This is a genomic window from Micromonospora sp. NPDC001898 (genome assembly GCF_042891255.1).
GTDB lineage: Bacteria > Actinomycetota > Actinomycetes > Mycobacteriales > Micromonosporaceae > Micromonospora.
In genome coordinates this window covers 1-12983 of record NZ_JBIATC010000012.1, presented here as the reverse complement: position 1 = coordinate 12983, position 12983 = coordinate 1, and the positions used below count along the sequence as shown (strand labels likewise).

Here is a 12983-nt window from a genome sequence, read left to right as displayed (position 1 = left end):
AGCCGGGCATCGTCTGTCTCGGGCAGACTCGGTTACGCGCCTGCCCGGGGCGTCGGGTGACGCGGCGACGCGCAGCCCGAGACCGTCGGAACGATCCTCGTGCGGGGTGACCATGAGCAACGTCGAGCCCAACCCGACCATTCGACTGACCACCATCTCCCGTACCGTCGCGTCGCTCGCTGTCGGGGTGGTGCACACCCTGGAGCGCGCCGTGGTGGGCGACGGCCAAATCCGTACCGCGCGCGGCAACGCCTGGGAGGCGGTCTGCGCCGACCGGGCCCGCGCCGACCAGCGCGCCGAACTGGACCGCCTGGTGGCCGAGCTGGTTGCCACCCGGGCCGCCGACCGCGAGCGCCAGCCGGTCGGCTGACCGCCCGTCAGCCGGCCGTCGGGTCCTCGCCCCGGTCCAGCGCGTCCCACGCCTCGGTGGTGCGCCGCCCGGTCACCGGGCCGGCCGCCGCCGGCCCCGGATCGGTGGCGACCCGCCGGGCCGGTCGGTCGTAGCGGGCCCCCATCGCCGGCCAGCCCGCGCCGCGCAGCGCGGTGAGCGCCCCCCCGGCGCCGGCGAGCAGCCCGCCGACCAGGCACAGCGCCGGCCACTGCCGGCTGACCTCGCCGTCGAACGCGGCGACCAGGCCGTACCCTCCACCGGCCGCCACGGCGACGCCGAGCGCCAGCAGCAGCACACCGATCAGCCGGCGTGACGCCCCCCGGGTGGCCAGCACCGCGCCGCCGCCGGCCAGCCCGACCACGGCCAGCGCCGACAGCCAGGGCAGCAGCCCCGCCCCGGTGCGCGCCTCGCGCACCGGCGGCAGCGGCGCGGGGCGGACGGTCAGCTCGACCGACCAGGTCCGGGTCGACGCCCACAGCGCCAGGCCCGCCCCGGCCAGGCAGAGCAGCACCGCGTACGTCATCTCGCGCCGGTGCCGCGCGGCCGGCGCGCCCGCCCCCGCCGCGGTTGTCGGGTCGGTCGCCGGGCCGGTCACCGGGCCGGCCGGAGGGTCTCGGCGGCGGCGATGGCGGCCAGCACCGCGGCGGCCTTGTTGCGGGTCTCCTGGTCCTCGGCGGCCGGGTCGGAGTCGGCCACCACCCCGGCCCCGGCCTGCACGTACGCCCGGCCGTCCCGGATCAGCGCGGTGCGGATGGCGATCGCCATGTCCAGGTCCCCGCCGAAGTCGAAGTACCCGACGGTGCCGCCGTACAGGCCGCGCCGGACCGGCTCCAGCTCCTCGATGATCTCCATGGCCCGGACCTTCGGCGCACCGGACAGGGTGCCGGCGGGGAAGGTCGCCGCGAGCGCGTCGAAGGCCGTCCGGTCCTCCCGCACGGTGCCGACCACGGTCGAGACGATGTGCATGACGTGGCTGTACCGCTCGATGGTGGCGAACTCGGACACCTCGACGGTGCCCGGCCGGCAGACCCGGCCCAGGTCGTTGCGGCCCAGGTCGACCAGCATCACGTGCTCGGCGCGTTCCTTCGGGTCGGCGAGCAGTTCGGCGGCGAGCCGGGCGTCCTCCTCCGGGTTGTCGCCGCGCGGGCGGGTGCCGGCGATCGGGTGCAGCAGCGCCCGGCGCTGCCCGTCCGGGCCGGCGCTCACCTTCAGGTGCGCCTCCGGCGACGAGCCGACGACGTCGAAGCCGTCGAAGCGCAGCAGGTACATGTAGGGGCTGGGGTTGGTGGTGCGCAGCACCCGGTACACGTCCAGCGGGTCGGCGTGGGTCGGCCGCTCGAAGCGCTGGGCGAGCACGATCTGGAAGCACTCGCCGGCCCGGATCGCCTCCTTGGCCGCCTCGACGGCCTTCGGGTAGCCGCCCTCCTCGGTGCGGCTGACCACGTCGCCGACCGCCGGCCGGTCGACCGTGGAGATCATCGGCGGGATGGGCCGGGACAGCGCGGTGGTCATCGCGTCCAGCCGCCCCACCGCGTGGTGGTACGCGGCGGAGATCAGGGCGTCGCGGTCCGGCTCGTCCGGCGGCGGGAGCACCGCGTTGGCGATCAGGATCGCCGAGCCGTCGTAGTGGTCGAGGACCACCAGGTCGGTGGCGAGCATCATGCCCAACTCGGGCACGCCGAGGTCGTCCTCGGTCAGCTCGGGCAGCCGCTCGAAGCGGCGGATCAGGTCGTACCCCAGGAAGCCGACCATGCCGCCGGTGAGCGGCGGCATGCCGCTGGCCGGATCCCAGGCCGGGCCGGCCAGGGCCTTGACCGTCTCGCGCAGCACCCGGACCGGGTCGCCCCCGGTGGGCAGCCCGGTGGGCGGCTGGCCGGTCCAGTACGCGGTCCCGTCCCGCTCGGTGAGCGTCGCGCCGCTGCGTACCCCGATGAACGAGTACCGCGACCAGGCCGACCCGGCCGGGCCGGCGCCCTGCTCGGCGGACTCCAGCAGGAACGTGCCCGGCCCGCCGGCCAGCTTCCGGTACACCCCGACCGGGGTCTCCGCGTCGGCGAGCAGCCGGCGGGTGACCGGGACGACCCGCCAGCGGGCCGCCAGGTCGGCGAAGGTGACCTGGTCCGGGCTGACGGAGCCGTCGGTCATGAGGGGTCTCCCGGGGTGGAGGTGACCGGAAGCTCCGTGAAGAAGCAGGTCCGCTCGCCGGTGTGGCAGGCCGCGCCCACCTGCTCGACGCTGACCAGCAGCGCGTCGCCGTCGCAGTCGAGGGCGACGGAGCGGACGTACTGGTGGTGGCCGGAGGTGGCGCCCTTGACCCAGTACTCCTGGCGGCTGCGCGACCAGTAGGTGGCCCGACCGGTGGTGAGGGTGCGGTGCAGCGCCTCGTCGTCCATCCAGGCGACCATCAGCACCTCGCCCGTGTCGTGCTGGCGGACCACGGCGGCCACCAGGCCGTCGGAGTCGCGGCGCAGCCGGGCGGCGACGGCCGGGTCGAGCCGGGACGGGCCGGCCGGCGCATCGGCCGCCGACGGGTTCGCAGGGGCGTTGGCGCCGGTCGTCGGCGCGTCAGGTACGGGCACAGTGACCCATTGTCCCGGACGCGGCGCGGGAGCCGGCGACGGCTCCCGCCGCGGCCGTGGTACGGCCGTCGCGACGCCGGTGAGCTGGGCGAGGTAGCGGTCCAGCCGCCCGTCGGCGAGGGCGTCGGCCAGGTCCGTGCCGGCCACCGCGGCGATCTCGTCGGCATACGGGCGGATCAGCGGGACGGTGCCGGTGACCAGCCGCCCGGCGGCGGCCCAGAGCTGCCCGGTGGAGCCCGGCCGCCCGCCGAGACAGAGCAGCATGTCGTCGCGGTACCCGGGCGGGGCGACCGGCAGGTCGAGGGCGGCGGTGAACGCGGCCCGCCGGGACACCACCCGCACCGACGGGTTGGCCAGCCGGAGCACGGACGGGCAGAGCCGGGCCAGGTCGGCGGCGGCGAGCCGGACGCCGAGGTGGTCCTCTCGGGCCCGGGCCCCGGCGACCTTACCGAGAGTGGCGATCAGTTCCTCCAGCCGCGGCTCGTCGGCGGGCTGGCAGAGCACCGTCAGGTCGATCCGGTCGCGCCAGTGCTCGTCGGCCCACAGCAGCCGGGTGGGCGTGGTGACCGGCAACCCGAACGCCCAGTCGGCCGGCTGGGCCAGCCGGGCCAGCCAGGAGCGGACGTCCCGGACCGCCACCGAGACGTGGGTCAGCCGACCGCCGGATTCGGCGAGGTAGGCGCGGCGGGCGGCGTACGGGGCGTTGATCGGCGGGGCTGCCGACCGGGGCGGCGCCCCGTCGGTGACGAGCACGTCGAGGTCGACGTCGCTGTGCGCCGTGGCGGCTCGTCGGGCGTGGCTGCCGCGCAACAGGATGCCGACGACGGGCCGCTCGGCCCCCTGCCGCAGCCGCGCGGCCCAGTCGTCGAGGAACCCACTCTCAGGTGACGCAGCGTGACCCACCGCGCCATCGTGCCGTACGCCCGTTCGGGGCGCAATGCCCGATGCCGGACTGGCTGTCCGGATCCGAAGGCTAGTGCCCGGTCCGAAGGCTAGTGCCCGGTCGTTCTCATTCCTGCCCCGGGGCCCCTTTCGCCGGCCACGAGCCGGGGCACCACGCGGAGCGCGGTGCCGCTGGGAACGCGTGCGAGGCCAACCCCCGGTTGTGCGCGGCAAGCAATTCATCTAGCGTTGATTTCATTAGGTGATGAAATCTGGAGGTGACGATGGACCACGCGATCGCGGTCCGCGACCTGGTCGTGGAGCGTGGCCGGCGGCGGGTGCTGCACGGCGTGAGCTGCGCGGTGCCGCGCGGCTCGGTGACCGGGCTGCTCGGGCCGAGCGGCAGCGGCAAGACCACCCTGATGCGGGCCGTCGTCGGCGTACAGACCATCCGCTCCGGCTCGGTGACCGTGCTCGGCCGCCCGGCCGGCTCGGCCCCGCTGCGCAGCCGGGTCGGCTACCTGACCCAGGCGCCCAGCGTGTACGCCGACCTCACCGTCCGGGAGAACGCCCGCTACTTCGCCGTCCTGCAGGGCCGGGGCCGGGCCGAGGCGGACCGGTCGGTGGCCGACGTCGGGCTGGCGGAGGCGGCCGGCCAGCTCGTCGGCACCCTCTCCGGCGGCCAGCGCAGCCGGGCGTCGCTGGCCTGCGCCCTGGTCGGCGAGCCGGAGCTGATCGTCCTCGACGAGCCGACCGTCGGGCAGGACCCGGTGCTGCGCGCCGACCTGTGGGCCCGGTTCCACGCCCTCGCCGCCGCCGGGACGACCCTGCTGGTGTCCAGCCACGTCATGGACGAGGCGGCCCGCTGCGACCGGCTGCTGCTGATCCGCGAGGGCCGGCTGATCGCCGACGACACCCCGGACGCGGTCCGCGCCGCCGCCGGGGTCGACGACCTCGACGAGGCGTTCCTGCGCCTGATCCGGGCCGGCGGCACGGCCGGGATCACGGCCGACGGCACGGGCCGCTCCACCGGCCCGGACGGGGACGCGTCGCGGCCGGGCGGCCCGGACGGGGGCGCGTCGTGAGTCCGCGCATCCTGGCCGCCACCACCGGACGCATCCTGCGCCAGCTCCGGCACGACCGACGCACCGTCGCCCTGCTCGTGGTGGTGCCGACGCTGCTGCTCACCCTCGTCTACTTCATGTATGCCGATCAGCCCACCCCACCCGGCCGGCCGAGCATGTTCGACCGGGTGGCGCTGGTGCTGCTCGGCGTCTTCCCGTTCGTGATCATGTTCCTGGTGACCAGCATCGCGATGCTGCGCGAGCGCACGTCCGGCACCCTGGAGCGGCTGCTCACCACCCCGCTCGGCCGACTCGACCTGCTGTTCGGCTACGGCATCGCGTTCGGCGTCGCCGCCGCCGGGCAGGCCGCGATCGCCGCAGCCGTGGCGTACTGGGTGTTCGGGCTGACCACCGCCGGCAGCAGCGCCCTGGTGATCGGAATCGCGGTGGTCAACGCGGTGCTCGGGGTGGCCCTCGGGCTGTTCTGCAGCGCGTTCGCCCGCACCGAGTTCCAGGCCGTACAGTTCATGCCGGTCGTGGTGATCCCCCAGCTGCTGCTCTGCGGGCTCTTCGTCGCCCGCGACGAGATGGCCGGCTGGCTCCAGGCGGTCAGCTACGCCCTCCCCCTGTCGTACGCGGTCGAGGCGTTGCAGGAGGTCGGCGCGCACGCCGAACCGACCGGCACGATGTGGCGGGACCTCGGGGTGGTGGCCGGCGCGGTGGTGCTGGCGCTGGTGCTCGCCGCGGCGACCCTGCGCCGCCGCAGCGGCTGAGCCGCCGGGGCGCGGACCGCACGACGACGGACGAGCAAAGGGCGACGATGGCGCGGCGGACCGGTCGACGACCCGGCAACCCGGACACCCGGGAGGCGATCCTCGACGCGGCCCGGGCCGCATTCGCGGAGCGGGGCTTCGACGCGACCTCGGTCCGGTCGATCGCCGGGGCGGCGGGGGTGGACCCGGCGCTGGTGCACCACTACTTCGGCACCAAGGACCGGCTCTTCCTGGCCTCGATGGACGCCCCGATCGACCCCGGCGAGTTGTTCCCCCGGGTGCTCGGCGGGGACGCCGACGGCGTCGGTGAGCGGCTGGTCCGCACGTTCCTGGAGATCTGGGACTCCCCGTCGGGCGCCGGCGCCGTGGCCCTGCTGCGATCCGGGGTGAGCAACGAGTGGACCGCCCGGCTGCTGCGCGAGTTCCTGGTCACGCAGGTGCTGCGCCGGGTCCTGGACCACCTCGACGTCGACCCGGCCGAACGGCCGCTGCGCGGGTCGCTGGTGGCCACCCAGATGATCGGGCTGGCCATGACGCGGCACGTGATCCGGCTGAAGCCGGTCGCCTCCGCGCCGGCGGAGACCCTGGTCGCCGCGATCGCCCCGACGGTCCAGCGATACCTGTGCGGCGACCTCTCGTAGTGCCCGGTCGACGCCTCCGGCGGAGCTGGTCCCCCGCTCGCGGCCGGGACGCGGGCGGGGGGTGCGGGGGACGCGGGCGCGGCGGGGCCCGTCAGGCGGCACCGGTCGGGCGGGGTGACTCGGCGTGCCGGAAGAACACGGGGTGCAGCATCCGGGCCAGCTCGCCGTGGTCGGCCACCGGGCTCGGGAAGGCCAACCGGGCCCGCCGCCGCGCGCCGGGGGAACCGAAGGAGACCACCAGGCCGTACCGGTCGACCCGCACCACCCGGGGCGGTTCGGCCCGGGCCGCGTCGGCCAGACCGAGCTGCCGCCGGACGTACGCCGTCATCTCCCGGCCGTGGTGCACGGTGAGCTCGGCCAGCAGCTCCGCCTCCACCGGGTGCAGCGGGTCCGGCTCGGCCTCCGCGTACGCCAGTGGGTCGATCCGGAGCAGTCCGTCGGGGCGTTCCAGGCGGGCCTCGGCCACCTCGAAGCGGTACAGCCGGAACCGGGTGCCGACGTCGAGCAGGTCTCCCGTCGGGTCCGCCTCGGCGTAGTCCAGCGCGGCGCGACGGGCGGCCTCGCCGTGCAGCGCGGCCGCCCAGCCGGAGACCCAGGCCCGACCCAGCGACGGGGCGCCGGCAGCCGGCGGCAGGTCCAGCACGTCGAGCGCCACGGCGACGTCGTCGCCCGACGGCAGCGCCGCCGCGAGGTCGCTGTGTACCGGCACGAGCAGCAGCACCCGGCCCTCGGCGTCGGTGACGTGCCGGACGTGGAACGGGCCGGGCCGCTGGGCGAGGTAGGCCAGGCCCGGCAGCCGGCCGGCGGCCAGGGTCCGGACGATCTCGGCGGGACTGGGCCGCAGGGCGGTGCTGGGGCGCATGACCCACCTCCAAAGGTTAGGCTTACCTAAGTGGCACCGTAGACCACCCGCGCCCCCACGTCCACCGCCTTGCCGGGTTCCGGCCGGTCCACCGGGTCAGCGGGTCTGCTCCAGCCAGGAGGCGTAGAGCAGCCCGTAGACCGAGCCCTGTTCGCGGACCAGCTCGTCGTGCGGGCCGCGCTGCACGATCCGGCCCCGGTCCACCACGATCACCTCGTCCGCGGCCTGCGCCGTGGAGAGCCGGTGCGCGATCGCGAGGGTGGTCCGGCCCCGGGTCACCGTGTCCAGGGCGCGCTGTAGGCGGACCTCGGTGGCCGGGTCGACCGCGCTCGTCGCCTCGTCCAGCACCAGCAGGTCAGGATCGGCGACGTACGCCCGCGCCAGCGCGACGAGCTGCCGCTCCCCCACGCTCAACGCCTCGCCGCGCTCGCCGACCGGGGTGGCCAGCCCGGCGGGCAGCCCGTCCAGCCAGTCCACCAGCCCCAGCTCGGTGAAGGCTGCCGTCAGCTCGGCGTCGGTCAGCTCCGGCCGGGCGAACCGGACGTTCTCCCCGACAGTGGCGTCGAAGAGGAAGCCGTCCTGCGGGACCATCACCACCCGCGTGCGCAGCGAGGCGAACCGGACCTGCGGCAGCGGCACCCCGGACAGCAGCACCTCGCCGCCGGTCGGATCCATCAGCCGGGTGAGCAGCTTGGCGAAGGTGGTCTTGCCGCTGCCCGTCTCCCCCACCACGGCCACCCGGCTCTTCGCCGAGATCTCCAGGCTGACGTCGTGCAGCACCGGCGCGCCACCCGGGTAGGCGAAACCCACCCCGGCGAAGCGGATGTCCAGCGGGCCGGGCGGCAGCTCCCGCCCCCGCTCGCCCGGGTCGGCCACGTCCGGGACGACGTCCAGCACGTCGAGCACCCGCCGCCAGCCGGCGATCGCGTTCTGCGCCTCGTTGAGCACCTCGGTGGCGATCTGCACCGGCTGGATGAACAACGTCACCAGGAACAGGAACGCCGTGAGCTGACCGACCGACAGGGTGCCGTCCACCCCGAGGGTGACCCCGAGGACGACGACGCCGGCCAGCGCCAGCCCGGCCGCCAGCTCCCCCACCGAGGTGCCCAGGATGCTGATCCGGATCGCCCGCTGCTGGGCCTGCCGCTGCCCCTCGATCGCCACGTCCAGCCGACGGGCCGTCCGCCCCGCGATCCCGTACGCCCGGATCACCGGCGCCCCCACCACGCTCTCGGCGATCGTCCCGAGCAGCGCCCCCATCCGCTGCCGGACCACCCCGTGCGCCCCGGCGAGGCGGCGCTGGAGCAGCCGGATCACCAGCACCGCCGGCGCGAACGCGGCGAGCACCACCAGGGTGAGCTGCCACGAGTACGCCAGCATCACCACCGTGGTCACCGCGAGCTGACCGAGGTTGACGATCAGGATCACCCCGCCCCACTGGAGGAACTGGGTGATCTGGTCGACGTCGCTGGTCACCCGGGAGACCAGGGAGCCGCGCCGCTCGGACTGCTGGTGCAGCATCGACAAGTCGTGCACGTGCCGGAACGCCCGGGTGCGCACGTTGGCCAGGGCGGTCTCGCTGACCGTGAACAGCCGCCGCATCATCAGGTAGCCGCAGGTGGTGGTCACCACCAACACGGCGACGGCAACCGCCACCACCGTCCAGACCACATCCAGGTTGAGCCCGCCGACGATGCCCTTGTCGATGCCCTGCTGGACGGCCACCGGCACGGCCACCCGGCCGACCATGTAGACCAACGCCAGGGCGATCGTGCCGGCCAGGCCGGCGCGCAGCTCCGGGGAGAGGGCCAGCCCCCGCCGCAGGGTCTGCCAGGTGCCCTCCTCTGCGGGGCTCGCAGGCTCACTCCTCACGCTCACCCTGCCACTTCCGTTCACGACTGCGGGGCCCGCAGGCTCACTCCTCGCGCTCACCCTGCCACTTTCGTTCACGACTGCGGGGCTCGCAGGCTCACTCCTCGCGCTCACCGGTCCACCTCGATCTCCAGGCCCGAGGCCAACGGCTTTACCTCGTCGGGCGTGCGCTCTTGCTGAGGGTCGGTCTCGGCCTGCTCGTAGGCGGTGACCAGGCCGGCGTAGCCGGCAACGGTGGCGAGCAGCTCGGTGTGGGTGCCCCGGGCGAGCACCCGGCCGTGCTCCAGGTAGATCACCTCGTCGGCGAGCGCGATGGTGGCCCGCCGGTACGCCACCACCAGGATCGAGGCGGCCGGCCCCCCGGCGGTCGGGGCGCGCAGCCCGGCCAGGATGGCCGCCTCCACCCGGGGGTCCACCGCGCTGGTGGCGTCGTCGAGGACCAGCAGCCGGGGACGCCCGGCCAGCGCTCGGGCCAGGGTGAGCCGCTGCCGCTGCCCGCCGGAGAGCGAGGTGCCCCGCTCGCCGACCATCGTGTCCAGCCCGTCGGGCAGCGCGGCGACGAAACCGTCCGCCTCGGCCAGCCGCAGCGCCGCCCAGACGTCGTCGTCGGCGATGTCGGGCCGGTCCAGGGTGATGTTGGCCCGGACCGTGTCGTCGAAGACGAACGGCACCTGGGCCACCAGCGCGGCGGCGCCCGCCAGCGATCCGGCGGTGAGCTGGCGGACGTCCGCCCCGTCGAGGCGGACCGCGCCCGTGTGCGGGTCTACCAGCCGGACCGCCAGCGCGGTGATCGTCGACTTCCCGGAGCCGGTCGGCCCGACCAGGGCCACGGTCTTCCCGGCCGGCACGGTGAAGGAGACCTCACCGAGCACCTCGACGCCGGGCAGGTGCGCCTCGGCCGGCTCGTACGCGAAGCCGACGTCGGCGAAGGTCAGGGTGGCCGGGGTGGGGTCGGCCGGGTCGAGCGCGACGTCCCCGTACGACATCTCGCCGGTGGCGTCGAGCACCCGGCGCACCCGGTCCCAGCCGGCGACGCTGCGCGGCAGCTCGGCCAGGACCCAGCCGATGGCCCGCACCGGGAACGCCAGGACGGTGAACAGGAACGCCACGCTGACCAGCTCGGTGACCGTGATGGCGCCCTGCCGGAGCCGGAACGCGCCGACCACCAGCACGGCGAGGGTGCCGAGACTGGGCAGGGTCTCCAGCAGCGGGTCGAACACGCCGCGCAGCCGGCCGACGGCGATCAGCGCGTCGCGCAGCTCACCGGCCCGGGCGGAGAACCGGGCGGTCTCCTGGGCCTCGCGGCCCATCGTCTTGACCACCAGGGCGCCGTCGAAGCTCTCGTGGGCGATCCCGCTGACCTCCGCGCGCAGCCGCTGGGCGCGGGCCTGGCGGGGGGCCATCCAGCGGGAGTAGGCCACGTTGAGGGCGAACAGCGCCGGGAACACGGCCAGCCCGACCAGGGCCAACGCCCAGTCGGTGACGAAGAGCGAGGCGACCGCGCCGACCAGCATCACCAGCGTGCCGACCGCGAACGGCAGCGGGGCGATCGGGTACCAGGCCGCCTCGACGTCGGAGTTGGCGTTGGACAACAGGGTGCCGGTGGCGTTGCGCTGGTGCCAGGACAGCGGCAGGTCCAGGTAGCGGCGGGTGACCCGGCGACGGTACGCGGCCTGGAGCCGGAACTGCATGTAGCCGGCACCGAGCCGGCGGCCGAAGATGCCGACCACCCGCAGCACGCTCATGCCGAACAGGGCCCCGGCGGCGAGGGCGATGGCCGCGACGCCCACCGACCCGCGCTCGACCGCCGGCACCACCACGTCACCGACCACCGCGCCGACGATGTACGCGCTGGCGATGACCAGCCCGCCGAACAGCACGCTGCCGGCCACCGCGACCGTGAAGATCCGGGGCTGTTCCCGGATCGCCCGGCCGAGCACGGACAGTCCTCTGCCGAGCACGTCCCGACTTGTCCTGCTGGTCACGCTCTCCCCCGCCGTAAGCTGCAATTATCCCCCTCGTCCTTACCGGGTCCGGTCCATCTCGCCGTCCCGCATCGGGTATGTCGGTGATCACGTCCCGGCCTTCGACGCCACCGCCGCGCCGACCGCGCCGGACCGGCCTACGATCGGGCGATGACGCGGTACGCCCGGTCGGAGCGCGACGCGCTCGCCGACCTCATGCTGAGCCTGGGTCCGGACGCGCCGACGATCAACGAGGGCTGGTCGGTCCGCGACCTCGCCGCCCACCTGATTGTCCGGGAACGCCGGCCGGACGCCGCTGGCGGGATCATGCTGCCGCCCCTGCGCAACTACGCCGAGGGGGTGCGGGCCCGGATCGCGGCCCGGCCGTTCGCCGAGCTGGTCGGCCAGGTCCGCCGCCCGCCGGTGTGGAGCCCGGTGAGCAACCCGCTCACCGACGAGCTGGTCAACACCATGGAGTTCTACATCCACCACGAGGACGTCCGCCGGGCCCGGCCCGGGTGGCAGCCAAGGGACCTGCCGGCCGGGCTGCACGCCGTTCTGTGGCGCCGGGCCGCGGTGCTGGGCCGGCTGGCGCTGCGCCGCTTCCCGGCCGACCTGCTGGTGCAGGCGCCCGGGCACGGCGAGTTGTCGGCGGGGCGGGGCGGGCAGCGGGCCCGACTGGTCGGCCCGCCGGGCGAACTGGTGCTGTTCCTGACCGGCCGGCAGCGGGTGGCCCGGGTTCAGGTGGACGGGCCTGCGGAGCTGGCCGGGCGGCTGAGGTCCGCCAAGCTGGGCATCTGACGGATCGCGATTCTCCGATCACACACGGGTGTGAACCGTTCGTGACCGAATTATGAATGTCGATCGGCGCTGACGTACCCTCGTCCGGCCGTCGCCCCACCCCGGGGCGGCCACATCCGGAAGGGCGACATGCGAAGTTTCGCGGTCTCGGCCCTGAACGAACCGCCGTTCCCCCCGCGCCGGCACGCCGAAACCGACCTGGCCGCCGCGGCGAGCCTGGCCTGGGCACAGGAACTCGGCCTGATCACCAACGGGCACCGGCTGATCCGGCTGCGCGGGGCGGCCGCCGCCGAACTGGCCGGGCGCACCTGCCCGGACGCGGCCGGCGAACGCCTGCGCCTGCTCACCGACCTGGTCACCTGGCTGTTCGTGGTCGACGACGCCTGCGACGAGGACGGCCTCGGCGCGGCACCCACCCGGCTGGCCCCGGCCGTCGCCGACCTGCTCGACGTGCTCGACCGGCACGGCGCGCCGGGGAACGCGGGCGGAGACCCGCTCGGCAGCGCCCTGGACGACCTGTGCCGGCGGACCCGGACCCACGGCTCCCCCGGGCTGCTGCTGCGCTTCGTCGGCCAGGTGCGCGACTACCTGTTGGCCCTGCTCTGGGAGGCGGCGAACCGGGAGCGCCGGCGCACCCCCGGGGTGGCGGAGTACGTCCAGCTACGCCGGCACACCGGCGCCGTGCATCCCGCGTTCACCCTGACCGACCTGGCGTACGACGCCCCGCCCGCGGCGGCACGCCGGGTCGAGCCGGCACTGGTCGACGTCGAGACCCTCGCCGCGGACCTGGTCTGCTGGTGCAACGACCTCTTCTCGTACGGCAAGGAGAACGAGTCGGGTCCGGACGCGCACAACCTGGTCAGCGCCATCGCGGCCGAGACCGGCCGGGACGAGCCGGGGGGGGGGGGCGGCGCCCCCCCCCCCCCGCCCCCCCCCCCCCCCCCCCCCGCCGGCGGGGGGGGGGGCCCCCGCGGCCCCCCCCCCCCCCCCGGGCCCCCCCCGGGCGCCCCCCCCCCCCCGCCCCCCCCCCCCCCCCCTGGGGGGGGGGGGCCCCCCCCCGGCCCCCGCCCCCCGGCCGCGCCTCGCCGTCGACCGCCTGCGGCAGGCCCTGCTCGGGGATCACCTCGCGCCCTGCCCCGCCGCCGCCCGCAGCC

Annotated in this window: 11 protein-coding genes and 2 pseudogenes; 6 read left to right on the top strand and 7 right to left on the bottom strand. The window is 75.5% G+C overall.

Features of this window, described 5'->3' with window-relative positions:
- Positions 1 to 112 precede the first annotated feature (112 nt).
- Positions 113 to 370 (top strand): hypothetical protein, encoded by a 258-nt coding sequence (locus ACFYZF_RS22455; RefSeq protein WP_387023739.1) that lies wholly within the window; start codon positions 113 to 115, stop codon positions 368 to 370.
- Between the two features lie 7 nt (positions 371 to 377).
- Here ACFYZF_RS22455 and ACFYZF_RS22450 read toward each other — a convergent pair whose 3' ends face one another.
- From ACFYZF_RS22450 to ACFYZF_RS22435, 4 genes and pseudogenes are all read right to left on the bottom strand, one after another.
- The gene (locus ACFYZF_RS22450) at positions 378 to 914 is read right to left on the bottom strand and encodes a Trp biosynthesis-associated membrane protein (protein WP_387023973.1); all 537 of its coding nucleotides are present in this window, start codon (positions 912 to 914) and stop codon (positions 378 to 380) included.
- Between the two features lie 68 nt (positions 915 to 982).
- A complete protein-coding gene (locus ACFYZF_RS22445; RefSeq protein ID WP_387023737.1) occupies positions 983 to 2536 on the bottom strand; it encodes an anthranilate synthase component I in 1554 nt (517 codons plus the stop codon).
- Complete coding sequence (hisI, locus tag ACFYZF_RS22440; RefSeq protein WP_387023971.1) at positions 2533 to 2970, bottom strand: phosphoribosyl-AMP cyclohydrolase; 438 nt, start codon at positions 2968 to 2970, stop codon at positions 2533 to 2535. The genes ACFYZF_RS22445 and hisI overlap by 4 nt, the downstream gene beginning before the upstream one ends.
- 180 nt (positions 2971 to 3150) lie before the next feature.
- Positions 3151 to 4095, bottom strand: a pseudogene (locus ACFYZF_RS22435) (hypothetical protein); the annotation flags it as partial.
- Positions 4096 to 4136: 41 nt separating this feature from the next.
- On the opposite strand from ACFYZF_RS22435, the pseudogene ACFYZF_RS22430 reads away from it, so the two are divergent.
- The 3 genes and pseudogenes from ACFYZF_RS22430 to ACFYZF_RS22420 form a co-directional block, all read left to right on the top strand.
- Positions 4137 to 4856, top strand: a pseudogene (locus tag ACFYZF_RS22430) (ABC transporter ATP-binding protein); the annotation flags it as partial.
- A 77-nt stretch (positions 4857 to 4933) separates the two neighbouring features.
- Entirely contained in the window at positions 4934 to 5689 is a 756-nt protein-coding gene (locus tag ACFYZF_RS22425) for an ABC transporter permease (protein WP_387023735.1), read from the top strand.
- A 47-nt stretch (positions 5690 to 5736) separates the two neighbouring features.
- Complete coding sequence (locus ACFYZF_RS22420) at positions 5737 to 6330, top strand: TetR family transcriptional regulator (protein ID WP_387023733.1); 594 nt, start codon at positions 5737 to 5739, stop codon at positions 6328 to 6330.
- 91 nt (positions 6331 to 6421) lie between these two features.
- Here the strand turns inward: ACFYZF_RS22420 and ACFYZF_RS22415 are convergent, their stop codons facing one another.
- The 3 genes from ACFYZF_RS22415 to ACFYZF_RS22405 all read right to left on the bottom strand — a co-directional run bounded on the left by ACFYZF_RS22415 (position 6422) and on the right by ACFYZF_RS22405 (position 11049).
- Positions 6422 to 7174, bottom strand: a complete 753-nt coding sequence (locus tag ACFYZF_RS22415) for a DUF2470 domain-containing protein (RefSeq protein ID WP_387023969.1) — start codon at positions 7172 to 7174, stop codon at positions 6422 to 6424.
- Positions 7175 to 7288: 114 nt separating this feature from the next.
- A complete protein-coding gene (locus ACFYZF_RS22410) occupies positions 7289 to 9064 on the bottom strand; it encodes an ABC transporter ATP-binding protein (protein WP_387023731.1) in 1776 nt (591 codons plus the stop codon).
- A 110-nt stretch (positions 9065 to 9174) separates the two neighbouring features.
- Positions 9175 to 11049 carry an ABC transporter ATP-binding protein gene (locus ACFYZF_RS22405; RefSeq protein WP_387023729.1) on the bottom strand — a complete coding sequence of 625 codons (1875 nt, stop codon included), beginning with the start codon at positions 11047 to 11049 and terminating at the stop codon, positions 9175 to 9177.
- A 150-nt stretch (positions 11050 to 11199) separates the two neighbouring features.
- Between ACFYZF_RS22405 and ACFYZF_RS22400 the strand changes: the two genes are divergently transcribed.
- Positions 11200 to 11829 (top strand): TIGR03085 family metal-binding protein, encoded by a 630-nt coding sequence (locus tag ACFYZF_RS22400; protein ID WP_387023727.1) that lies wholly within the window; start codon positions 11200 to 11202, stop codon positions 11827 to 11829.
- 129 nt (positions 11830 to 11958) lie between these two features.
- Positions 11959 to 12983: terpene synthase family protein (locus ACFYZF_RS22395; RefSeq protein ID WP_387023725.1), on the top strand; the 1025-nt coding region annotated here is incomplete at its 3' end.